This window comes from Erythrobacter sp. (genome assembly GCF_038133525.1).
Lineage (GTDB): Bacteria > Pseudomonadota > Alphaproteobacteria > Sphingomonadales > Sphingomonadaceae > Qipengyuania.
The window spans coordinates 18,216-40,895 of the sequence record NZ_JAYPTL010000007.1 but is presented as its reverse complement, the minus strand read 5'-3'; the positions used below and the strand labels follow the sequence as shown (position 1 = coordinate 40,895).

Annotated in this window: 21 protein-coding genes; 11 read left to right on the top strand and 10 right to left on the bottom strand. The window is 62.2% G+C overall.

The window, feature by feature from the left end; genetic code table 11:
• The 3 genes from AAFM29_RS03150 to AAFM29_RS03140 form a co-directional block, all read right to left on the bottom strand.
• A partial coding sequence (locus AAFM29_RS03150) for a TonB-dependent receptor plug domain-containing protein (protein ID WP_341711408.1) occupies nt 1–944 on the bottom strand: 944 nt, incomplete at its 3' end.
• A gap of 19 nt (nt 945–963) precedes the next feature.
• Nucleotides 964–3,912 (bottom strand): beta-phosphoglucomutase, encoded by a 2,949-nt coding sequence (pgmB, locus tag AAFM29_RS03145; protein WP_341711377.1) that lies wholly within the window; start codon nt 3,910–3,912, stop codon nt 964–966.
• Nucleotides 3,913–4,114: 202 nt separating this feature from the next.
• Nucleotides 4,115–5,107 (bottom strand): LacI family DNA-binding transcriptional regulator, encoded by a 993-nt coding sequence (locus tag AAFM29_RS03140; protein WP_341711376.1) that lies wholly within the window; start codon nt 5,105–5,107, stop codon nt 4,115–4,117.
• Nucleotides 5,108–5,975: 868 nt separating this feature from the next.
• On the opposite strand from AAFM29_RS03140, the gene AAFM29_RS03135 reads away from it, so the two are divergent.
• From AAFM29_RS03135 to AAFM29_RS03120, 4 genes are all read left to right on the top strand, one after another.
• Nucleotides 5,976–6,428 carry a DUF3592 domain-containing protein gene (locus AAFM29_RS03135; RefSeq protein WP_341711375.1) on the top strand — a complete coding sequence of 151 codons (453 nt, stop codon included), beginning with the start codon at nt 5,976–5,978 and terminating at the stop codon, nt 6,426–6,428.
• 665 nt (nt 6,429–7,093) lie between these two features.
• Nucleotides 7,094–7,399 carry a PadR family transcriptional regulator gene (locus AAFM29_RS03130; RefSeq protein WP_341711374.1) on the top strand — a complete coding sequence of 102 codons (306 nt, stop codon included), beginning with the start codon at nt 7,094–7,096 and terminating at the stop codon, nt 7,397–7,399.
• Nucleotides 7,399–8,004 (top strand): hypothetical protein, encoded by a 606-nt coding sequence (locus tag AAFM29_RS03125; protein WP_341711373.1) that lies wholly within the window; start codon nt 7,399–7,401, stop codon nt 8,002–8,004. The genes AAFM29_RS03130 and AAFM29_RS03125 overlap by 1 nt, the downstream gene beginning before the upstream one ends.
• Nucleotides 8,004–8,897, top strand: a complete 894-nt coding sequence (locus AAFM29_RS03120; protein WP_341711372.1) for a type II CAAX endopeptidase family protein — start codon at nt 8,004–8,006, stop codon at nt 8,895–8,897. Before AAFM29_RS03125 ends, AAFM29_RS03120 begins: the two co-directional genes overlap by 1 nt.
• Before the next feature lie 232 nt (nt 8,898–9,129).
• On the opposite strand, the gene AAFM29_RS03115 is transcribed toward AAFM29_RS03120, so the two are convergent.
• Together AAFM29_RS03115 and AAFM29_RS03110 are read right to left on the bottom strand one after the other, a co-directional pair.
• Nucleotides 9,130–9,822, bottom strand: a complete 693-nt coding sequence (locus AAFM29_RS03115) for a UTRA domain-containing protein (protein WP_341711371.1) — start codon at nt 9,820–9,822, stop codon at nt 9,130–9,132.
• Entirely contained in the window at nt 9,819–11,189 is a 1,371-nt protein-coding gene (locus AAFM29_RS03110) for a formimidoylglutamate deiminase (protein WP_341711370.1), read from the bottom strand. Before AAFM29_RS03110 ends, AAFM29_RS03115 begins: the two co-directional genes overlap by 4 nt.
• Nucleotides 11,190–11,253: 64 nt before the next feature.
• Here AAFM29_RS03110 and hutI point away from each other — a divergent pair, with 64 nt between their 5' ends.
• The 4 genes from hutI to hutU are packed head-to-tail and all read left to right on the top strand — an operon-like array spanning nt 11,254 to nt 16,454.
• On the top strand, nt 11,254–12,471 hold the full coding sequence (hutI, locus tag AAFM29_RS03105) for an imidazolonepropionase (RefSeq protein WP_341711369.1): 1,218 nt from the start codon (nt 11,254–11,256) through the stop codon (nt 12,469–12,471).
• Nucleotides 12,461–13,996, top strand: coding sequence for a histidine ammonia-lyase (gene hutH / locus AAFM29_RS03100; RefSeq protein WP_341711368.1), 1,536 nt, complete (start codon nt 12,461–12,463; stop codon nt 13,994–13,996). Before hutI ends, hutH begins: the two co-directional genes overlap by 11 nt.
• A complete protein-coding gene (gene hutG / locus AAFM29_RS03095; protein WP_341711367.1) occupies nt 13,993–14,784 on the top strand; it encodes an N-formylglutamate deformylase in 792 nt (263 codons plus the stop codon). Before hutH ends, hutG begins: the two co-directional genes overlap by 4 nt.
• Complete coding sequence (gene hutU, locus AAFM29_RS03090; RefSeq protein ID WP_341711366.1) at nt 14,781–16,454, top strand: urocanate hydratase; 1,674 nt, start codon at nt 14,781–14,783, stop codon at nt 16,452–16,454. The genes hutG and hutU overlap by 4 nt, the downstream gene beginning before the upstream one ends.
• Nucleotides 16,455–16,523: 69 nt before the next feature.
• On the opposite strand, the gene AAFM29_RS03085 is transcribed toward hutU, so the two are convergent.
• The 3 genes from AAFM29_RS03085 to AAFM29_RS03075 all read right to left on the bottom strand — a co-directional run bounded on the left by AAFM29_RS03085 (nt 16,524) and on the right by AAFM29_RS03075 (nt 18,348).
• On the bottom strand, nt 16,524–16,946 hold the full coding sequence (locus tag AAFM29_RS03085; RefSeq protein WP_341711365.1) for a DoxX family protein: 423 nt from the start codon (nt 16,944–16,946) through the stop codon (nt 16,524–16,526).
• A gap of 27 nt (nt 16,947–16,973) precedes the next feature.
• Nucleotides 16,974–17,570 carry an NAD(P)H-dependent oxidoreductase gene (locus tag AAFM29_RS03080; protein WP_341711364.1) on the bottom strand — a complete coding sequence of 199 codons (597 nt, stop codon included), beginning with the start codon at nt 17,568–17,570 and terminating at the stop codon, nt 16,974–16,976.
• Nucleotides 17,571–17,646: 76 nt separating this feature from the next.
• Nucleotides 17,647–18,348, bottom strand: a complete 702-nt coding sequence (locus AAFM29_RS03075; protein WP_341711363.1) for a pirin family protein — start codon at nt 18,346–18,348, stop codon at nt 17,647–17,649.
• Nucleotides 18,349–18,451: 103 nt separating this feature from the next.
• Between AAFM29_RS03075 and AAFM29_RS03070 the strand changes: the two genes are divergently transcribed.
• Nucleotides 18,452–19,360, top strand: coding sequence for a LysR family transcriptional regulator (locus AAFM29_RS03070; RefSeq protein WP_341711362.1), 909 nt, complete (start codon nt 18,452–18,454; stop codon nt 19,358–19,360).
• Here AAFM29_RS03070 and AAFM29_RS03065 read toward each other — a convergent pair.
• Nucleotides 19,357–20,454 carry a PLP-dependent cysteine synthase family protein gene (locus tag AAFM29_RS03065; protein ID WP_341711361.1) on the bottom strand — a complete coding sequence of 366 codons (1,098 nt, stop codon included), beginning with the start codon at nt 20,452–20,454 and terminating at the stop codon, nt 19,357–19,359. The two genes, AAFM29_RS03070 and AAFM29_RS03065, sit on opposite strands and share 4 nt — an antisense overlap.
• A 59-nt stretch (nt 20,455–20,513) precedes the next feature.
• The gene (locus tag AAFM29_RS03060; protein ID WP_341711360.1) at nt 20,514–21,122 is read right to left on the bottom strand and encodes a TetR/AcrR family transcriptional regulator; all 609 of its coding nucleotides are present in this window, start codon (nt 21,120–21,122) and stop codon (nt 20,514–20,516) included.
• A gap of 64 nt (nt 21,123–21,186) precedes the next feature.
• Here AAFM29_RS03060 and AAFM29_RS03055 point away from each other — a divergent pair, with 64 nt between their 5' ends.
• Nucleotides 21,187–21,540 carry a c-type cytochrome gene (locus tag AAFM29_RS03055; RefSeq protein ID WP_341711359.1) on the top strand — a complete coding sequence of 118 codons (354 nt, stop codon included), beginning with the start codon at nt 21,187–21,189 and terminating at the stop codon, nt 21,538–21,540.
• Nucleotides 21,537–22,680: FAD-binding protein (locus AAFM29_RS03050; RefSeq protein WP_341711358.1), on the top strand; the 1,144-nt coding region annotated here is incomplete at its 3' end. The genes AAFM29_RS03055 and AAFM29_RS03050, both read left to right, overlap by 4 nt.

Sequence of the window (22,680 nt, the reverse complement as noted above, 5' to 3'; positions counted from 1 at the left end):
CCAAAGTTCACCAGATTGGCGCCACGGCCTTGTGACTGGTCGATCGCCACGCCGTCATTCGGGATCGTCAGGCGGGTTTCAGGGCTGTTGAAGGTACCTTCGCCGCGATCGAAACCGGGGAACGCCTCGAGGCTGCCATCCTGGTTCTGGATGACGGGGATGGGCAGCAACCATGCACCACGATCATTCAGGTAACGGCCCCAAACGGTGATGTTACCCTTGCCGAAATCATGCGTGATGTTGGCGCTGATCTGGCCGCCTTCCTCGGCGGTGAAGCCGGCATCGCGCACACCGTCACCCGAATGGTAGAAGCCGCCAACCGAAAAGCCGGTGTTCGGTCCAAGCGGACCGCTGATCACTGCATCGAAGCGCTTGTCGCCATAGTCGGTGATGCTGGTCTTCACCAAACCTTCAAACTCGCTGCCGCCCTTGCGAGTAATGAGGTTGGCGGTAAGGCCGACCTGCCCGTTCGAGAAGACCTGTGCCGGGCCACCGCGCACTGCTTCAACCCGCTCGATTGTCTCGTCGAGGCGGAACAGCTGCGAGTTCTCGAGGAATGAAAGCGTCGGGGGTGGGAAGGAGGGTGAGCCTTCATACTGGAAGGTCACGAATTCCGCGTCGCCGCCGCCCGGGAAGCCGCGGACGAAGATGTTGGCGCCGTTCTGGCCGCCCGAGCTTTCCGCCCAGACGCCCGGCACGACCGACAACAGGTCAGCGGTGCTGCTCGGTGCGATCTGGTCGATGGCACTGCTATCGATGGTGCTGATCGCGAAGGCGGCGTCCTGCTTGCTCTGTTCGGAGCCGCCCGGACGCGCGGTGACGATGATGACATTTGTTGACTCACCGTCGTCGCCGGACTCGCTTGCGTCCTGAGCATAGGCGGTAGCGGGGGCTAATGCTGCCAACGTGGCAACAGAAGCGAACCATTTGTTTCTAAGCTTCATAGTTACTCTCCACTCAAATTTACTGGCTGGGGGAAGGGGTTTCGGCCGTCGCGGGGGCGACGATCAGATCGAGTTTCAGTGAGGCGATGTCCGGGATCACGCAGTCTGCGCTTGAGAGTTCGTCCTGCGGGCCAATCCCGATGGCGTGCATGCCAGCGCCCTTGATGGCGGCAATTCCAGCAGCGGCGTCCTCTACCCCGATGCACCGAGCCGGATCGCAACCCAGGCTGCGCGCTGTGGTCAGGAAGATTTCCGGATCAGGCTTGCCATTGATTACTTCGGCGGCATTGGTGATGGCATCGAACAGCGTTTCGATACCCAGCGCACGCACCACATCGCGGGCATTTCTACTCGCCGAAGCGAGTCCGACCTTGAGGCCGGCTGCAAGGCATTGCAGCAGGCATTCGCGTGCGCCGGGGAACAGGTCATCGGGCGAATAATGGGCAATCGCATCGCGATAGAACTCATTCTTGCGGGCCATCATGGCAGCCCGCTCATCGGCGCTTGCATCGACGCCGGCAGACGCGAGGATGATGTCCAGCGATCCCGCGCGATCGACACCCTTGAGCCGCTGGTTGAGTTTGCGATCGAAGGGTAGGCCCAGCTCGTCGCAGAGGCACTTCCAAGCCTGGAAGTGGGCCTCTGCCGTGTCAGTCAACACACCGTCGAGATCGAAAATGACTGCTTGGACGTTTGGGGACGGAACCTCCCTGAATTCAGAGCTCAGCTCGATCCTGCGGCCATGATCTAGCAGGGTCGCTGCGGGTCCATCGCAAAGGCGATATTTTGCACCTTCAGCACCGACAGCGACCTCGATCAGCGAGCCGCGCCAACGCAGACGAAAGGAATAGGACCTCCACGCCTTGGGGCAGCGCGGGTGGAAATGCAGTTCACCCGAAGCGAGTTTCAAACCGCCCCAGCCCATAACCAGGGTCAGCCAGCTCCCGGCCATCGCCGCCATATGGGCACCGTGATGGGTGTTGTTGTGCCGGTTCTCGAGATCGACGAAGGCGGTCTCGCGATGGAAATGCAGCGCCTGCTCTTCGTCGCCGGTTTCCGCGGCCAGAATGCCGAATGCCGTTGCTGAAAGCGTGGAATCGTGCGTGGTTAGCGGGCCGTAATAGGCCAGGTCGCGCCGCTTTGTGGCCAGCGGGACCTCTTCGCCGATCAGGCTCAGCGCCTGGACGACGTCGCCCTGCTTGCACAGCTTGTGGCGGAACAACAGAAGTGGATGATGATGCAACAGGAGCGGGAACTTCTCTTGCGGTAGTGTGGCAAAAGGCAGTTCCGGCTTGTCGAGGAAGCTGTCGTCCTGAGGGTGGATGCCCAGTTCGGCATCGACCGGCAGCCACATCTTGTCCGCCGCCATGCGCCACTGGACTATCTCGTCCCGCGCAAGTCCGATTTCTTCGGTCAATGCGGCGTAGTGTGCGGGGCTTTCCTCGGCGAGTTCCTGTGCCAGGCTGGCTGCGAAGGCCAGATGCCGGCGAGCCATCGCGTTGGTGTAATAGTCGTTGTCGACCAGACAGGTATATTCGTCGGGACCGGTCACCCCGTGGATAGTGAACGCACCGCCGCGGCGCGGATTGAAGTGGCCGATCTCCATCCAGACACGCGCGGTTTCGAACAGCATCGCGGCCGCTTCGCGCACCAATGCTTCATCGCCGGTTGCATCACGATAGACCTTCAATGCGTAGGCGATGTCGGCATTGATATGATACTGCGCCGTACCGGTGGGGTAGTGAGCGGAACACTCGTCGCCACCGATGGTCCGCCACGGATAGAGGGCGCCTTTGCTGTGGCCGATCTGGCGGGCATTGCGGCGCGCGTTTTCCAGCGCTCCCATGCGATAGCGCAGGATGTGTGCTGCCAAATGGGGCTGGGTAAGTGCCAGCACCGGGAGCACGAAAACTTCCGTGTCCCAGAAGTAATGACCTTCGTAGCCTTCGCCGGTCAGGCCTTTGGCGGCAATCGACTGGCGATCGCTGCGGCTGCCACCTTGGTAGACGTGAAACAGCGAAAACCGGATTGCATGGGCGAGGGCTTCTTCACCGTCGATCCCCAAGTCGCAACTGCTCCAGAACTCTGTCAGCTTGCGCTCAAGCTGGGCGGATAGGGCATTCCATCCAACGGTGCGGTTGGTTTCGAGCAAGGCTTGCGCGTTATCCGCGGCGTCCGGGCCGAGTGCATAGGTAACGTGGCGCTCGACCTCTGCCGTGCCACCTTCGGCCAGATCGATCCGGATTAATGCACACCCATCATGAGCGAGAACATCGCAGGCTCCGCTTCGAACGGTGAGTGCCTGCGACATCGCCAAGGGAAGTCCGGTTTCACCCCGGCCAGCAAGGAAGCTGGCCCGTAGCCCATCGTCGCTCACATGTTCGCGCTGCAGGGGGGCGGCCTTGTTGAGCCGTGGATCGTCCGGGTCGCTCGATAGGGTCGGCGCGCTGTCGAGAGGAAAGCGGATCTCCAGCCTGCCAGCCCCGCCTGAAATAGAAACCTCAATCTTGCTGGCGCAGTGCATCCCGGCTTCCGGATTGATGATCCGTGACGCGACGATGTGAAGTTCGCGCCGGGCATCGATGCGCCAAGTTGTCGATCGCCGCAGGACTCCGGTGCGCAAGTCGAGATGCCTCGAGAACGCGAGCATTGTTTCCTGCGTCAGGGTGAGCGAAGCGCCATCGATCAATAGCTCAATCTGGACCGGGCTGGGCGCGACGAAGCGCATGTCCGACTTGCTTGCGAAGCCAGTGAAGCGCTCGTGGTAGGAAATGGGGTTGCTGATGTAGCCATCGGCAAGGACGGCGGCGTTTTCGCCAGGTACCTCATCCAGGCCACCGCGCACGCCAAGGGTGCCATTGGCCAGGGCAAACAGCGTCGCAAGGGCAGATTCCTGCTGGGAGTCATAGGCGACCTGTGCCAGCTGCCAGCCATCTTCCGCCATCGAATGTATGCGCGCATCGCCCACTGGCTCTTTGCTCTCCCATGTTCATCATGGCCGGTTCCGGTCGGTCGTGACCGCTCCAGCCCATCGATGGCGGTCCATGCGAGCTGAATGATATCGATGTCAAGGTATCGATATCATTTTCTGGTATCGATGTCATAATTTGCCGAAGTTTCGGACGTTCTGTGGGACTCAGGCTACGATTGCTGTTGGGTTTTTGGCTGTATCAGCTCTCGCGAATGACGAGCTCGACAGGCATTTCCTCCGACTCGGCATGTTCGCCCTGGATCGCGGCTAGGGCCTTTCGTGCGAGCAATCGGCCGCCTTCGGTCCAATGCTGGCGTATGGTCGTCAGTGGTGGGACAAAGAAGGACGCGCTCTGGGAATCGTCGAAACCAATGACCGATACGTCGCGCGGTATCTTCAATCCAGCTTCTGCGATCGCGCGAATGGCACCCATGGCTATCGCGTCGTTTGCTGCAAGGACGCCGTCGATCTGGCTGTCATGCAACTCCAGCAATTCTTGCATGGCATCGTGTCCCGCAACGAAGCTGAATTCACAGGCCTTCATGCCCAGCAGGTGCGCCCCGTTTTCCTGCAGCCTGGTGCTGAAGCCTTCGAGTCGATCGGCGACCTCGGCATGTTCCGTGTCGCCTAGGAACACGAGGCGCCTGCGACCAAGCTGGGTCAATCGATCGGCGGCCAGCGCGCCGCCATCACGGTTGCGGCTACCCACCACGACATGCTTGCTCCCCGGGCGTGGGGCACCCCAGACCACTAATGGCAGGCCTAGCCGTTCCAGGTCCGCAACTGCATCATTGTGCATGCCCTGGCCGAGGAGGATGATGCCGTCGACCGCCGCTGGGCCGGATGTGAAGGTTGCCATCGTGGACAGGCTCAGCGTGAAATTGGCGCTTGAAAGCTCCTGAATTATCCCCCCCAACAGAGCCAGTGGATAGGGCTCGCTCATCGGGCGGACGGACGTCGGGGTCATCTCGACCACAACGGCAATGGTACTGCTGCGTTGGCGGCGGAGATTGCTGGCAGCCTGGTTGAAGCGATATCCCGCCTTTTCGGCGATCTCCACGATCTTATCGCGCGTGTCTTTGCGAACTGCCGAACTTCCCGAGAGTGCTCGTGAGACGGTTATCGGAGATACCCCTGCGAGGCGGGCGACGTCCGCCATCGTCAAGTTGCCGGTCTGCTTCGGCTTGGACATTAGATTTGCGCTCAATTCAGGAATTCGATCTGTTCCTGCAGTAACAAGCCTGCCGATGGTGTGCCAGTATGCATAATCGACGAATCACAAGTGGGCGACGCCTATTGCTCAGCCAACAAGCTATTGACGGCGAAGGAATCATGCGTCGCTGATCACTCACAAGCGGGACTTTGCGCCCATTTCTCCAGTTGCTTCGGCGTCAGAAGGCACCAAGTTTACGTTCCCCATCGACGCTGCATAGTACAGGGGGACCTCATTTTCTGTATACAAAATCGGCTTGCTGCATAGGTACTTGCAGACTTGCGAGTGCACATCGGGGTGCGGGTTCGACCATCAGGTCAACAACTCTTCTTGAACCCGTTCGAATAGGCTGGTGCTGCTATCGCGTTACGGAGCGAGTCTGTGCCACGCAAAACTGGTTGCTGATACGAGTATCGCACCAACAAGACCCAGCATGCTGCCAAGGCTGGCCGTTGTAGCGCCGACGAAATACCACGCAATCTGATGAGGCGGGAGCAACAGGGCTATGCACTGACCTGCCCAAAGCGAGATGAAGACAAATGCCTTGCGGCGCGTCTGTACCAATTCCAGTAGAGCGCCAGCCACAACCATGACTGCAACGTAATAGGGCCACTCTGCATCCCAAGGTTCGATCTGGCCAACGATGACTGGCGAAGACACCCAAATTCCAAAGCCAATTAGTATTCCAGCAAGGATCTGGAGTCGCTGCCTATTCACCAACCTACTGATTTCGATCACGTTCGCTATTCTCACTCGAATATGCTGGCCACCAACTTACTTGCCATACCTTACCCTTGGCCATTTCTTACGGTCGGCCGATTAACTGATTTCCAATGTTATTTGGTGAATGGCAGGAGCCAACGTAGGCGAAATGACTGAGGAGGGGGCGACGATGCTTGCGTACTATCTGATCGGCGTCGGACTCACAATGCTAGCAGTCGCAGCGGCTCAGCTCCTGCAACGACTGAAATTGAAGCGAAGAATGTGCGTTACTAATGGGCGAATTATTGGGTGGCGGCAACGCCGCGATCTCCTCGTCGACAGGCGTCGGTCGAACACTTTCTATAATTACAGCAAGATCATTGAGTTCGAAGACGCAGGTGGACGCGGCTTCGTCTTCGACTCGAATGTTGGTTACCCGCTACCTAAATGCCCGGCGGGGAATGTCGTTCGCATTTTGTATGACCCATCGAACCCTGCGGTCGCTTATGAAGACTCTGGCGTTGCATTTTGGGGATTTGCGTCGGGCCTCCTGCTCCTAGGAATCCTCTCACTGATCTCTGGGCTTTCGCTGACTTGAAGTACTGGAAGCGGGGGTTGTTTAAGTCTTGTATCGACTTGCGGCAAGATTTGCTCTTTATTGCGAAGGGTTCAATCTTAGGCGCTGATCCCGCATTGCAGTTGCAGCTACTTTTGGCTTGCCAGCTCATTGAGCCCGATGTTCGTAGCTTATGACTTGGCCGGAGCGACCGGATTAGCTCATCAGTACGAAACGCAATGAAACCGGGCGCAGCACTAGCGCTTAGCCCTTCTGCGTGTGCAGCCCCAATAGGCGATCATGAGAGACAAGGGTGTCTGTCACTTCTCACAGCGGTGATCTGTTTCTCTAGGTTAATACCGAAACCAAATCCTCGACAAGGATGAGGTCCGGCTCGGATCACCCTTTCAGTGCTGGCGCAACTCCAGTGTTTGTCCAGAGAATTTGACGTGTGTCAATGCGAGGTGTCGCTGTGCCAAGCCCCCACGTTTCTGGTGCCTTTTGGGAACATTCGCGCTCGATCAAAAGCTCGAACGGTCGCGGTTGGACGGTGGCTGGCAAAGCCAAGCTGTCCATTAGTGCGCGGTGCTTGTGAAATTGGATGGGGATCGAAGCTTCATATACCTTGCATAAGGATATATCTACGCTAAAGAGGTGCAATGACGGCCAATGATCAATTCCGGTTCCTGTCAAACTGGAGTTCCCAGGTGCGCAAGGGGATCCTCGAACTTGTGGTCATGTCGATTCTCGCCGAGCGGGAGCACTACGGATACGAACTGGTAGAGAAGCTCGGTGCACGCTGTGGGATCGAGGTGAGCGATGGCACGATCTACACAATCTTGCTCAGGTTGAAGGGTGAGGACTTCGTCACGCAGCGTTGGGTAACCCTCCCCAAGGGACCTGCTCGGAAATACTTCTGCCTGACAGATTCTGGGCGGGAGGCGTTACGCGAAATGCAGAAACTCTGGGCCGGGATTACAAGCGCTGTGAGCCATTCGGGTGGAGAAGTCTGATGGAATTTCAGGAGCCAGACGCTCAGCGCCATTGGCGGTACTATCGCCTACGTGTGGCGTTGATATTGGGCGCACTGCCACGTTTGGACCGGCATGAGATAATCACCGATCTCGAGGCGCACGTGGCTGACCGCATGGCCCATTGCACTGCGCCAACCGAAATGGGCCGACTTCGTGAGGCGCTTTCGCAACTCGGTGAGCCACGTGACTATCTCGGCCCACTCGTTGAGCCGATGTTGGAGCGGCACCATGGGGTTGCTCGCTTGCTTGGGCGGATCCTTGCGCCGTTGTTGCCTGCACGGCGAATGATTGACGAAACAGTCATGCTCGCGGGCAACATGCTCGCCCTTGCTTTAGGTGTAGTTGTCCTGGTTCTGGGTGTAGGCGGTGTACTTGCTCCCAGCAGGTTCGGAATTTTTCGACTTGGCCCAGATGAGTTCTTGGTCAGCTTTCTTGGGCGGATTGTCCCCGGCGCAACCAATGCGCTTCCTTGGCCTGCATACCTAGTAATGGCTGCCGCGGCACTGGTCATGACAATTGGCGTCGCCAAGGGGCTGCGCCGTAGGATTGCTTCAGCTTACTTTCGATTGACGGAGAGAAGATAATGGTCCGCATTCGTACTTTCATGCGCGAGTGGCCAGTTGCATGGTTTGTCGCGCTAACGTTTCTGGCCACATACGGCATCGGGTTGCCATGGGCGCTGCTATCCGGCGATTTCGAGGAGGCTATGGGGCTGCGCGAGGGCTTCTTGAGCTTAATGATCATGCGATACAGCCCAACCATTGCTGGACTTGCCATCGTTGCTGCAGTTGCCGGAAAAAGCGGACTGCAAGTCTGGCTTGTTCAGTTGCTGCGTTGGCGCGTGTCGTTTTCCTACTATCTCGCAGTTGTCGGGTTTGTGGCTTTTCCATTTCTGGTGAGCCTTGCTGCAACATTCACGCTCGACGAGTTGGCAACTTCTCCAGATCTTGCTGCATCGAGAAACTGGTTAGAGATTGTCTGGCTCTATTTGGAGGAAATATTCTACATTCCTTTGACGAATGGCGAAGAGACCGGCTGGCGTTTCGCTTTGCTGGGTCTTTTGTTGCCAAGAATGAAGCCGCTCTTCGCCATGTTTATCATCGGAGTCATCTGGTCGGTTTGGCACATGCCCGCCTTTTTCTTGTTCGAACAATCCGCTGAATGGTATCCATTGGTAATCATTTGTATGGCATGGGGAGTACTTTATGGGTGGATTTACCTACGGACAGGTTCGCTCCTGTTGCCGGTGCTTGCTCATGGCCTATCAAATGCCACATTCTACGCATTTGAGCGGCTTTTCCCGTCGTTGAACGCGCATTGGGAGGCAATTGGAGCCACCGAAGACTGGTTCTTCGCTGCGGGAGGCACTGTTATCGCGATTGCAGTGATTCTGGTGGATCGAGTTTACTTGATGACTTATTATAACCCACCAGTCGCTGAGGACTGGGTTTCAAAGTCTCCGCGACCTGCAATTTAAGCCCTTTGTGAGGTCATGCTGATCGCGATCAAGGAGCGCGGGCCGTGAGTCTTACGGAACAGGCGCCGAGCTTAGTGGGTGATCCTGCATTTTGTGGTAATCGACGACCAGCCTTTGGCTCCTCAGTCTCGGATAGAGAGTGAATGGTTACTGCCGGAGGGAACACGCGAAAAGCAAACTGACTTGCTAAGTATGTAGGCCCCAAAAATCAGGGTAACAGGGCTGGCGCTAGCTAAATGCCGAACTCGAGCCGGTATCCGCGGGCGTAGTAGAGCGTAGTGGCGGTCACTGCACGATCTTCGAACCAGGTTGTCCGATCCATGGTGAACAAGGCCTCGCCAGGCTCGGCCTGCAGCATGGCGGCCAGCCGCGGATCGGCCGAAGTCGCCGTCAGGCCCACCTCTCCGCGTGAAAAGGGGACCGTGCGGATCAACCATTCGTTGGCGCTCAACTCGCTGAGATCGGCCTCGGCAAAGCCGGGCACGGTGTCGAGGCTCACCCAACGGCGTTCGAAGGCGAAGGGGTGGCTTCCGGCCAAATGAAGGCTCTCCATGTATGCCGCCTTCTGCCCGCTTCCGATCTGGAGGCGCGTGCGCATTTCGTCGGGCGGATCGCGCAATTCGCGTAGCACGATGCGATGGCCGTATTCCTGCCCGCGACTTTCGACCTGCTCGCGAATGACGGGGATGCGGAACTGCGCCTGCGGTGAAGGGAGGGGACGTACCCGTGTCCCGCCCTTGCGCTTGCGCTCTACGATGCCTTCCTCGGCAAGCGCCTGCAGCGCGCGGTTCACTGTGGTTCGCGCGCAGCCGAACTCCTCGGCGAATTCAACTTCACCCGGAATCAGTTCGCCTAATTGCCATTCGCCGGCGACGATGCGCGCGCGGATCGCCTCGCGAATGCCGTGGTGCGTGGTGGCGGTCATAGTGCCCGCATCAACTGGTCCATGGCCAGCGCGAAGCGGCCACGGATCGCCTGCGCACGAAAATGTTCGCCGTTTCTGACGATATGCCTCCCAGCGGACCACACCTCACTGACGGCGCGCTGCTCGCTACCAAAGACCCAACCATCAATGCGCTGGTCGGGTTGCGGCCAGTTGAGGATGGGGACATCGTCACGCAGTGCGACGAGATCGGCGAGATGGCCTACCGCGATCGTTCCGGCCCTACGCCCGATCGCCTGTGCCCCGCCGCGCGCCGCGCGCTCATAGAGATAGCGCCCGTTCGAACGCGTTGAATCGTCGGTCAGTACCGCACGCTGGCGATGCGCGAGCCGTTGCGAAACCTCGAGCATGCGCAGCTCCTCGGCGACCGAGAGACGGATGTTCGAATCCGATCCCAGTCCGAAACGTCCCTCAGCGGCCAGGTAGTCGCGCGCCGGAAAAATCCCGTCGCCAAGGTTCGCCTCGGTGGTCGGGCACAGGCCCGCAACCGCGCCTGAAGCGGCAAGATCGGCTGTCTCGCCTGCGTCCATGTGGGTCGCATGGATCAGGCACCAGCGGTTATCGACGGGGCAGTTGTCGAGCAGCCAGCGCACCGGGCGTGCGCCAAGATGCGCTTCGACCTCTTCGACTTCCTTGACCTGTTCGGCGGCGTGGATGTGGATCGGACCTTCGGGGCACAGCGCCATGCAGGCATCAATCCCGGCGCGATCCACCGCACGTAGCGAATGCGGCGCAACACCGAGGCGGAAGTCGGCCGGCATTTGCGCCGCCAGCTGCGCGATCCGGGCGTAGAGCGCCTCGTACTCATCGACGGTGTTGCCGAAGCGCCGCTGACCGGACTTCAGCTCCCGCCCGTCGAGTCCGCCATAGGTGTAGAGCACGGGGAGGTGGGTCAGTCCGATCCCGCTCTCCGCGCTGGCGGCGAAGATTGGCTGCGACAGCTCGGCAGGGTCGGCATAGGGCGTGCCGTCAGGCTGGTGGTGGAGATAGTGGAACTCGGCCGAGGAGGTGTAGCCGGCTTCGGCCATTTCAAGCTGCACCAGCGCGGCGATCGCCTCGACATGCTCGGGGGTCAGGACTTCGAGGAAGCGGTACATGACCTGCCGCCAGGTCCAGAAGTCGTCGGCCCCTTGCGGTCCGCGACTTTCTGCGAGTCCCGCCATCGCGCGCTGGAAGCTGTGCGTGTGGAGGTTGGCCATGCCCGGCAGCAGTGTGCCCACCGCCTGCACCGGGTCAAACCCCTCGTTCCCCACCGCGGTGATCGTCCCCGCATCGTCGAAGGCGATTACGCCATTCGCCAGCCAGCCTTGGGGGGTGAGGACCTGCCGCGCCGAGATCGTGCCTGCCATTTCCCGTTGCACCTTGCGATATTATGTGCATACATAATCACGAGTCGAGGGAAAGCGCAAGCCCATGTCACGCCGAGTCTTCGCCAATTGCCTGCTGGCGACCATGGTCGATGGCGGGATCGCCTATGGTCTGGTCGAGGCTGGCGCGGTCGCGGTCGAGAAGGGGCTGATCGCTTGGGCGGGTCCGATCGCCGATTTGCCTGTGGAGTTCCACGACTGGCCGCGAACCGATCTCACCGGCGCGCTGGTCACGCCCGCGCTGATCGATTGCCACACCCACCTCGTTTTCGGCGGAGACCGCTCGCGCGAATTCGCGCTGCGCCTTGGCGGGGCGAGCTATGAGGAAATCGCGCGCGCCGGGGGCGGGATCCGCTCGACCGTCGCTGCTACCCGCGCGGCGAGCGAAGAGGAACTGTTGCAGTCCGCGCTGCGCCGGGTCGACGATTTGCTGGCGGACGGGGTTGCGGTAATCGAGGTCAAGTCGGGCTATGGCCTCACGATCGAAGACGAGATGCGCATGCTGCGCGTGGCCCGCGCGATCGAGCAGCATCGCCCGGTCCGCATCCGCACCACCTGGCTCGCCGCGCATGCGCTGCCGTCCGAATATGCCGATGCGCCCGACGCCTATATCGACGAGATCGTGATCCCTGGCCTGCGAGCGGCGCATGCCGAGGGGCTGGTCGATGCTGTCGACGCCTTCTGCGAGAATATCGGCTTCACCCCTGCGCAGGTTCGCCGCGTTTTCGAGGCAGCGCGGGACCTTGGTGTTCCGGTCAAGCTCCATGCCGAACAGTTGAGCGACCTCAAGGGCGCGGTACTCGCCGCCGAGTTCGACGGACTTTCCGCCGATCACCTCGAATACCTTGCCGCGAGCGACGTGCCGCGCCTCGCCGAAAAGGGCGTGGTAGCGGTGCTCCTGCCCGGTGCCTTCTTCGCGCTGCGCGAAACTCAGTTGCCACCCATCGGAGCGTTGCGCACGCATGGCGTGGTGATGGCGGTAGCGACTGACAGCAACCCCGGCAGTTCACCGATGTCCTCGCTGCGGTTGGCGATGAGCATGGCTTGCACGCTGTTCCGCCTTACGCCCGAGGAAGCATTGGCCGGCGCGACCCGCCACGCTGCCCGCGCGCTGGGCCTCGCTGCGGAATATGGCAGCATCGTTCCTGGCAAGCGCGCCGAACTCGCGGTCTGGGACGCCGCACACCCCGATTTCCTTAGTTACTGGATCGGCGGTGACCTGCTGCGCGGGCGCATCGTCGGTGGAGAATTTCATGAGCGTTGAACTCAATCCCGGCCTTGTCGGCCTGGCGCAACTCGAAGGGCTGTACCGCGACGGCTGTTCCTTCCGGGTGTCTGACGGTGCCATGCGCTTGGTCGAACAGGCGGTTGACCGGCTCGACGCAGCTGTTGCGGGTGGGAACGCGATCTACGGAGTCAACACCGGCTTCGGCAAACTCGCCAGCGTGCGCATCGGCGATGGCGACCTGGCCACGCTCCAGCGCAATATCGTGCTTTCGCACAGCGCGGGCTTTGGGCCGCCACTTTCCTCCGATGTCGTACGGCTGGTGATCGCGCTGAAGTGCATTTCGCTGGGGCGTGGCGCCTCGGCGGTTCGGCCGGTGGTGATCGAAAGCCTGCAGCAACTGGTGGCAAACGACATCATTCCGGTAGTGCCCGAAAAGGGATCGGTCGGTGCCTCGGGCGACCTCGCCCCGCTGGCACATATCGCGGCGGTCCTGATCGGCGAAGGCGAAGTGTTTTATCGCGGCCAGCGTATGGCGACCGCGCAGGCGTTGCGGGCGGCAGGGATCGAGCCGCTCGAGCTGCAGGCCAAGGAAGGCCTCGCGCTGCTCAACGGGACGCAGGTTTCGACCGCGCTGGCGCTCGCCGCGCTGTTCGATAGCTGGCGGTTGGCGATCAACTCGCTGGTCACGACTGCGCTTTCGATCGATGCTGCGATGGGTTCTGCCGCGCCGTTCCGCGAGGAAATCCACATGCTGCGTGGCCATTGGGGGCAGGTGACCGCCGCGCGTATCGTCAAGGCCATGCTCGACGGTTCGGAAATCCGCGAAAGCCACCGCGAGGATGATTTGCGCGTCCAGGATCCCTACTGCCTGCGCTGTGCACCGCAGGTTGTGGGTGCCTGCCTCGACCAGATGCGCCATGCGGGCGAAGTGCTGAAGATCGAGGCCAATGCGGTGACCGACAATCCGCTGGTCCTTTCGGACGGTGAAGTTGTTTCGGGTGGCAATTTCCATGCCGAGCCGGTGGGCCTGGTGGCGGATGCGGTGGCCTTGGCGGTGTCCGAGGTCGGCAGCATTGCCCAGCGGCGGGTCGCGCTGCTCGTCGATCCTTCGCTCAGCTTCGGCCTTCCGGCATTCCTCTCGACCAACCCTGGACTGCAATCGGGCCTGATGATCGCCGAGGTGACTTCGGCGGCGGTGATGAGTGAGAACCGCTCGCTCGCAAATCCGCGGACGGTCGATAGCACGCCGACCTCGGCCAATCAGGAAGACCATGTCTCGATGGCCTGCCATGCTGCGCGGCGATTGCATGAGATGAACGAAAACCTCGCCGCGATCCTCGGTATCGAAGCCATGTCGGCGGCGCAGGGGATCGAGTTCCGCGCGCCGCTCAAGACCAGTGCCGAATTGCAGGCGGTGGTTGCCCGCATCCGCGAGACCTGCCCCAGGCTAGAAGAAGATCGACAGGTTGATGGCGACATCACCGCGATGGCGCGGCTTGTCGCGTCCGGGCCGCTGTCCGATCATGCCGAGTTCGCCTCGATCGGCGAAGTGGTGGCATGAAACCGGTCACCGTCATCGAAGGCTCGTCGCCGATCATCCTGGGACAACCGCATTCGGGAACCTGGATGCCGGATGAGGTGCTCGCGGTGCTCAAGCCCGAGGCGCACGGTCTTGCCGATACCGACTGGCACATTCCCGAGCTATACGATGGGCTGGTTCCTGGTGCGACGGTCGTTCGCGCGAACTTCAATCGCTATCTCATCGACGCCAATCGAGCGCCTGACGGGGCCTCGCTCTATCCGGGTCAGAACACTACCGGACTCGTGCCGCTGGTCGACTTCGAGGGGCGACCGATCTGGCTGGTCGAGCCCGACGAGGCGGAGATCGGCCGCCGGCTCGCTTCGTTTCACGGGCCCTACCACGCCGCGCTGCGCGCGCAGATCGAGCGGGTCCGCCAGATGCATGGCGTGGCGGTGCTCTACGATTGCCATTCGATCCGTTCGACCCTGCCGTTCCTGTTCGAAGGTCGGCTGCCTGATCTCAACATCGGCACCAACTCCGGAACTAGCTGCGATCCCGAGATCGGCCGTGCAGCGGTCATCGCTTGCGAAGCCGCGGACGGCTTCAACGTGGTGCTTGATGGGCGGTTCAAGGGTGGTTGGACCACCCGCCACTATGGCAACCCTGCGAGCGGCGTCCATGCGATCCAGATGGAGATCGTGCAGGATCGCTACCTCGCCAGCGAGCAACCGCCTTTCACCTATTCCCCTGAAAAAGCAGCGCCTTTGCGCGACGTGCTGGCGGAGGTCTTCGAACAGATCCGCCTGACAATCGGAGACATCGCATGACCATCGACCGCCGCAATGCGCGCGATATCCAGGCCCCTACGGGTCCCGAACTGACCTGCGGCAGCTGGCAGACCGAAGCGCCGTTTCGGATGATCCAAAACAACCTCGATCGCAGCGTGGCCGAGAACCCGGATGAGCTGGTGGTCTATGGCGGGATTGGCCGCGCGGCGCGCAGCTGGGCCGATTTTGAGGCGATCCTGTCGAGCCTGAAGACGCTGGCCGATGACGAGACGCTGCTGGTTCAGTCGGGCAAGCCGGTTGGCGTGTTCCGCACGCATTCCGATGCGCCGCGGGTGCTGATCGCCAATTCCAACCTCGTGCCGCACTGGGCCAATTGGGACCACTTCAGCGAACTCGATCGCAAGGGCCTGATGATGTACGGCCAGATGACTGCCGGATCGTGGATCTATATCGGCACGCAGGGCATCGTCCAGGGCACTTACGAGACCTTCGTCGAGGCGGGCCGCAAGCACTATGGCGGCGATCTCAAAGGTAAGTGGATCCTAACCGGTGGGCTCGGCGGCATGGGCGGGGCGCAACCGCTCGCGGCGGTGATGGCCGGTGCCTGCTGTCTCGCAGTCGAGTGCAATCCCGAGAGCATCGATTTCCGCCTGCGTACGCGGTACCTCGACGAGCGTGCCGATACGCTGGACGAGGCGCTGGCGCTGATCGAGCGTTGGACCGCGGCGGGCGAAGCCAAGTCGGTCGGCCTGCTCGGCAACGCGGCCGAGATCTTCCCCGAGATGGTGAGGCGCGGAGTGCGGCCCGATATCGTGACCGACCAGACCAGCGCGCATGATCCGGTCAACGGCTACCTCCCATTGGGCTGGACCATGGCCGAATGGCGGGCGAAGCGCGAGAGCGACCCCAAGGTGGTCGAAAAGGCCGCGCGCGCATCGATGCGGGTGCAGGTCGAGGCGATGCTGGCCTTCTGGAACGCGGGCGTGCCGACGCTCGATTACGGCAACAATATCCGCCAGGTGGCGCTGGAAGAGGGGCTGGAGAACGCCTTTGCCTTTCCCGGCTTCGTTCCCGCCTATATCCGCCCACTATTCTGCCGCGGCGTCGGGCCGTTCCGCTGGGCCGCGCTGTCAGGCGATCCGGAGGACATCTACAAGACCGACGCCAAGGTGAAGGAACTGCTGCCCGACAACCATCACCTGCACAACTGGCTCGACATGGCCCGCGAGCGGATCGCCTTCCAGGGCTTGCCCGCGCGCATTTGCTGGGTTGGCCTGGGTGACCGCCACCGGCTGGGCCTCGCCTTCAACGAGATGGTGGCCAAGGGTGAGCTCAAGGCCCCGGTGGTGATCGGGCGCGATCACCTCGATAGCGGCTCGGTGGCCAGTCCCAATCGTGAAACCGAGGCCATGAAGGACGGCTCTGACGCGGTCAGCGACTGGCCGCTGCTCAACGCACTGCTCAACACCGCATCCGGCGCAACTTGGGTCAGCTTGCACCATGGCGGAGGGGTCGGCATGGGATTCTCGCAGCACGCCGGAATGGTGATCGTCGCCGACGGTACCGCGGACGCCGCGCGACGGCTCGAACGGGTCTTGTGGAACGATCCCGCAACCGGTGTGATGCGCCACGCCGATGCCGGGTACGACATCGCCGTCGACTGCGCGCAGGAGAAGGGCCTGCGATTGCCGGGCATTCTCGGGAATTGACCTGCCGATCAGACGCGAAATGGCCGGGAAGGTAGTAGCCCTCCCGGTCATTCGTCGGCCTAGTGGCAATCAGCGACGGTCGATCGAGAAGCGCCCCGGTCCGAAGGCTGCGACCTGCAGGAAGCCACCCGCCATCGCGACATTCTTGAAGAACATCACGAATTGGGTCTGGTCACCCAACTGGTTGTGGAACGCGGCGGCGGTGACGATGCTGAATGCTGCCAGCAGCAGTGCCACCGCGCGGGTCTTGAAGCCCGCGATCAGCGCGAGGCCGCCGAGCACTTCCACCGCAACCGCACCGATCAGCGCCAGTTCGGGGAAGGGCAGGCCGACCGAGGCGACATAGCCCATGGTGCCAACAGGGTCGGTCGCCTTGCTGAGGCCGGCAAGCACGAAGATCGCGGCGAGAAGGATGCGGGCGCCCAGCGCCAGCCAGTCGCTCGACGAGGTAGCGGCCGGACCCTTGGTGTAGCTCTCGGTAATCGTGTTCATGGCAATTTCCTTTCACGTCGGCGGGGCTCAGGCCGCCAGGAGTTCGACTTGCTGGTGGGCTGCGGCGATCTTCTCTTCGCCGCCTGCGCCCATGATCGCGTCGGCCGCGACAACCTGGACATCGGTGATACCGATGAAGCCGAGGAAGTGTGTCAGCCAAGGGGTCATGAAGTCGGCCGGGCTGCCCACCGGCATCCCGCCGGACGCGACTGCAATGAAGGCCCTCTTGCCCTTGAGCAGCCCCTCGGGGCCATTGGCGGTATAGCGGAAGGTGGTGCCGGCGCGGGCGACAAGGTCAGCCCATGCCTTGACCGTGGCGGGTACGGAGAAATTGTAGACCGGGACACCGAACACGATTGTGTCGGCGGCTTCGAGTTCGGCGATCAGTTCGTCGCCGATGGCTGCCAGTTCCTGCTGTTCCGCGCTGCGTTCGGCGTGAGGCGTCAGATTGGCCGCGAAACGCGCCTCATCGATGAAGGGAAGCTGGTTGGTGGCGAGGTTACGAATGGCAACCAGGGCGCCGGTTCGGGCGGCGAGACCTTCGACCAGCCTGTTGCTGAGGCTGCGCGAGACCGACTGGTCGTCATTGCGGATGCTGGCAGTGATATGAAGGATGGTGGACATGGGAATTCTCCTTAGGGGGGGGTGGCCCTGCCCCCGCGAGCGGGTGGGGGAGGAGGGGCAGGGCCGGGGGGACAACTCAGGCTGCGTCGACGAGCACCAGTTCGCTGTCTTCGAGCGCGGTGATGGTGATGCTGGCCTGCTGGGTGATGGCGATGCCGTCGCGAGCCTTGGCTTCGACGCCTTCGACCTTCACCATGCCGGTGGCGGGCACAAGATAGAGGTGCCGCGAAGGATCGCGGGGCGTGTAGGTCACGCTTTCGCCCGCCTTCACCGTCGCGCCGAGCACGCGGGCATCGGTACGGATCGGCAAGGCGTCATCGTCATTCGCCGCACCGCTTGCGAGGGGCACGAACCGTCCGGCGCGATCATCTTTGGGGAAGGGACGGGCGCCCCAACCCGGCTCGCCACCGCGTTGGCTCGGGATGATCCAGATCTGGAAGATCTGGGTGTCCTCGTCCTCGAGATTGTATTCCGAGTGGCGAATACCGCTGCCGGCGCTCATCACCTGGACGTCGCCCGCTTCAGTGCGGCCTTCATTGCCCATGCTGTCGCGATGGGTGATCGCGCCTTTGCGGACATAGGTGATGATCTCCATGTCGTTATGCGGGTGGGTCGGGAAGCCGGTGTGCGGGGCGATGGTATCGTCGTTCCACACGCGCAGGCTGCCCCAGTTCACCCGTGCCGGATCGTGGTAACCGGCGAAGGAGAAGTGGTGGTGGGCATCGAGCCAACCGTGGTTGGCCGCGCCGAGGCTTTCAAAGGGACGAAGTTCGATCATGGCATTTCTCCTGTGGGAGGGACTGTGTGATGCAGAGATACGCCTTGCTCACTCACCGGATAAGTGAGATAAAACACGGCAAGATGTTCAGGAAATGCGAACAGTGAGGATTGGCGAGCCCAGCCTGGACCAGTTGCGCATCTTCCTCGCGGTGGAGGAGGAGGGCAGTTTTGGTGGTGCCGGGCGGCGTATGGGGCGGGCGGTTTCGGCGATCAGCTATGGTATCGCGCAAATGGAGCAAATGCTCGGCGTGACCCTGTTCGAACGCGAAGGGTCGCGTCGGCCGGTGCTAACCGATGCCGGACGGGGGCTGCTTCCCGAAGCGCGCGCGGTGGCCGATCGCGCGGATGCCCTGTTGGCGAAGACGCGCAGCTTCCATGCCGGGCTGGAGAGTGAGGTCGGGCTGGTTGTGGACGTCATGGTCCCCGGTGAAGCGACCGCGCGGGTCTTGCGCGAGTTTCGCACGATGTTTCCCACCGTTGCGCTGCACCTGCGGGCAGAGGGCCTGGGGGCGGTCGCGGCTTGCCTGTTAAGCGGGGAAACCGCGCTTGGCATCGGGGGGCCGGTAATCGACAGTCACCCGGAGCTGGAAAGGCAGGTCATCGGGCAGGTGGAGCTGGTCCCGGTCGCGGCCCCGGATCATCCGCTGGCTCGCGCCGATGTGCGCCCGGGCGAGAGCCGCGAGCACCTGCAACTCGTGCTGACCGACCGGTCGAGCCTGACAGTCGGCCGAGAATTTTCCGTGTTCAGCCCGCTAAGCTGGCGACTGGGTGATCTCGGTGCCAAGCATGCCTTGCTCAAAGAAGGTATCGGCTGGGGCAATATGCCGCGGCCCATGGTCGCCGCTGACCTGGCAAGCGGGGCGCTGGTCGAACTCGACCTGCCCGAAAAGCCGGGGGCCAATTATGACCTCAGCGCGCTATGGCGTCGTGACGCCCGCCCGGGTCCTGCAACCAGCTGGTTGATCGATACCTTTCGGGAGACGCTGGCGAGCTGCGGGAGCTGTGCCTAGCCGAGTGAACCCTCGGCGAAGAACTGTTCGAGCCGGGCTTGCGGTCCGGCGATGTCGAGACCGCGCTCGGCCAGCCAGTCGTTGTCGAACAGCGTGTCGGCATAGCGCGTTCCGTCATCGCACAGGATCGAGACGATCGAGCCGCATTCGCCGCGCTGGGCCATTTCATTGGCCAGCATTGCGCAAACCCACATATTCGTGCCCGTCGAACCGCCCACGCGGCGACCCAGTATGTCGCTGGTGACCCGGGCGGCGGCGATGCTTTGTGCGTCGCTCACCGCTTCGATGCGGTCGACCACCTCGGGCAGGAAACTTGGTTCCATGCGCGGCCGGCCGATGCCTTCGATCAGGCTCGATGGGCCTTCGACGCGGGTGACCGAGCGGTCGGCCCAATGGCGATGGAATACCGAGGCATCGGGGTCGGCGACGCAAATCTGCGTTCCATGGCGGTTATAGCGCACATAGCGACCGATAGTGGCCGATGTGCCGCCGGTACCCGCGCCGCAGACGATCCAGCGGGGCACCGGGCAGGGCTCGCGCGCCATCTGCGCAAAGATCGATTCCGCGATATTGTTGTTGCCGCGCCAGTCGGTCGCACGCTCGGCGAAGGTGAACTGGTCCATGTAGTGCCCGCCCAGTTCCGTCGCGAGCGCCGGGGCGGCGTCATACATGTCGGCGGCGCAATCGACGAAGTGGCAGTGCCCGCCGTGGAACTGGATCGCCTCGATCTTCGCCTGTGCCGTGCTTTTGGGCATGACGGCATGGAAATCGAGCCCCAGCATGCGCGCGAAATAGGCCTCCGACACGGCGGTCGAGCCGCTCGATGCCTCGATTACTGGCGTCCCCTTGTCGATCCAGCCATTGCACAGGGCATAGAGGAACAGCGAGCGTGCCAGGCGGTGCTTGAGACTGCCGGTGGGGTGGCTCGACTCGTCCTTGAGGTAGAGCGCAATATTCGGGAGCGCGGGAACCGGGATCGGGATCAGGTGCGAATCCGCCGAACGGTTGAAGTCCGCCTCGATCCGCCCCACCGCCCAATTGGCCCATTCGCGGTTGGTTGGGAGCGGGCAAGTGCTGGGATTGGCAGGCGGCATTCGAGAGTGGTTCCTTCCACTGGAACTATGCTGGCGACCTTCATCGCCGCATTGGCCGATCACGGCAACTGCCGGTCCGATTGGGCCTGGCCGTTGGATTGGTCAAGCAGCGCGCCGATCGCCCTGGCAGTATCGAGCATGATCGCTTCGGCATCCTGTCCGCCTTCGTCGAAGACCATCTCGATCGCGGCATAGCCAAGCTCGACCACGAGCCGGGATCGACGTTCCAGCGTTGCGCGGTCGAGACTGGGATCGCGCAACAGGGCTTGCTCCACCAGATGGGTTGTCAGTGCCCGGTGGGAGGCGAGGCGTACCTCCGCCAGCTGTGGGACCGCGCGCAGCATCCGCATCACCCAGGGGCCACCGGGATGGGCTAGCGTCACTTCGATGTGGGCCAGCAGCGCGGCGGCGATGGCTTGCTCGTCCACCTCCGGATCGAGCGGGACAAGGGCGTTCTGCCGCTCCATCAGCCGTTCGCCCAGTGCGGCGAGCAAGTCGTATTTGTCCGCGAAGTAGTTGTAGAGCGTTGGGGGACTGACCCCGGCGCGCTTGGCGACGAGGTTGGTCGAGATCCGCTCCACGCCGAGCTCTTCGAGCAGCTCGCCCGCCGCATCGAGCAGCTTTTCATAGGTCGCGATCGCGCGTTTCTGGACCGGTTTGCGTGCCATGGATTCACCGTTGACTCGAAATATAGTGATAACTATAAAAATGCAAGGAGCGGGGAGGGAGCCTATGCGAAATTCTGTGATTTTGGGGATGGCATTGGCCCTCGCGGCATGCGGGTCGGCCGAAGTTCCACCGCAGCCACTCACCGAGGCGCAGAGCGCCGCGCTAACGCCTTCGGACTCTCGCCTCGCCGCACTCTACGAACGCACGTGCAAGGCCTGCCACACGGTCGCGGATGCACAGGCCCCGCTGACCGGGGACCGGACGCAGTGGGACCCGCGCTGGGCCAAGGGCGAGGACGTTCTTCTCGCCAGCGCGATCGGCGGCATCAACGGCATGCCGGCGGGCGGGCAGTGCTTCGAATGCTCGCCTGCCGACCTCAACGCACTGATCCGTTTCATGGCCGGGAGGGCACCATGACGACGCGCCGCAAGATCCTGCTCGGCTCGGCTGCAGTGGCCGCTGCCGGCGCTGCCGGACTGGGGGGTCGGGTGGCCTTGCGCGACCGCGAACCCGTGGGTCCGCCCCCGATCGATGACGAAGGCCGGGCGCTGTGGAGCAACTGGTCGGGTGTCGCCCATTCCTATCCCGCGCGCCGTGCCGCGCCCGCCGATGAAGCTGAACTGGCCGCCTTGCTACCCGATACGCCCCTGCCGATCCGGCCGGTTGGTGCCGGGCACAGCTTCACCGCCATCGTCCCGACCGAGGGAACCCTGCTTTCGCTCGACCGGTTGAGCGGGATTGTGGCCAGCGACCCCGAAGCCATGACCGCCACCGTGGGTGCGGGGACGAAACTCTCCGCGCTTGGGCCTGCACTTGCGAAGATCGGGCAGGACATGATCAACCTGCCCGATATCGATAAGCAGACGCTGGGAGGGGCGCTGGCGACCGGGACGCATGGCACGGGCAAAGGTGTGCCCGCTCTCCACGGCCGGGTCACTGCCATGCGTATCGTTGCGCCGGACGGAACGGTGATCGAATGCAATCGGGATCAGCGGCCCGAGGTATTCGACGCCGCCCGTGTCGGGCTGGGCGCTTTCGGCGTGGTCAGCCAGGTCACGCTGCAGAACTGGCCGCTCAGCCGGGTCAAGAAGGTCGTTCGCGTGGTCGATACCGACACGCTGCTCGGTCAGTGGCCGGCGCTGGCCGAACAGCACCGCAATGCCGAATTCCTGGTCCTGCCATTCACGGGCAAGTCGGCGCTGGTCACGCATGACGTGACTGTCGAGCCTGTCCTTCCGCGTGGACCCGATGTCGACACCGACGCTCTGATGGAACTCAAGACGCTGCGCGACCTGTTCGAATTCACCCCAGCGCTGCGCCGCCGCTTCGCAGCCCACTTCCTCGACGGCACACCGCCGGAGATCGCGGTGGACGAAGGCTGGAAACTGCTCGCCAATGCGCGACCGGTGCGATTCAAGGAGATGGAATACCACCTGCCCATCGACGAGCAGGTTGCCGCGTTGCGTGAGGTGATCGCGCGGATCGAGCGGGATGCCAAGGATGTATTCTTCCCGATCGAAGCGCGTATCGTCGCGCCCGATGACGCCTGGCTTTCCC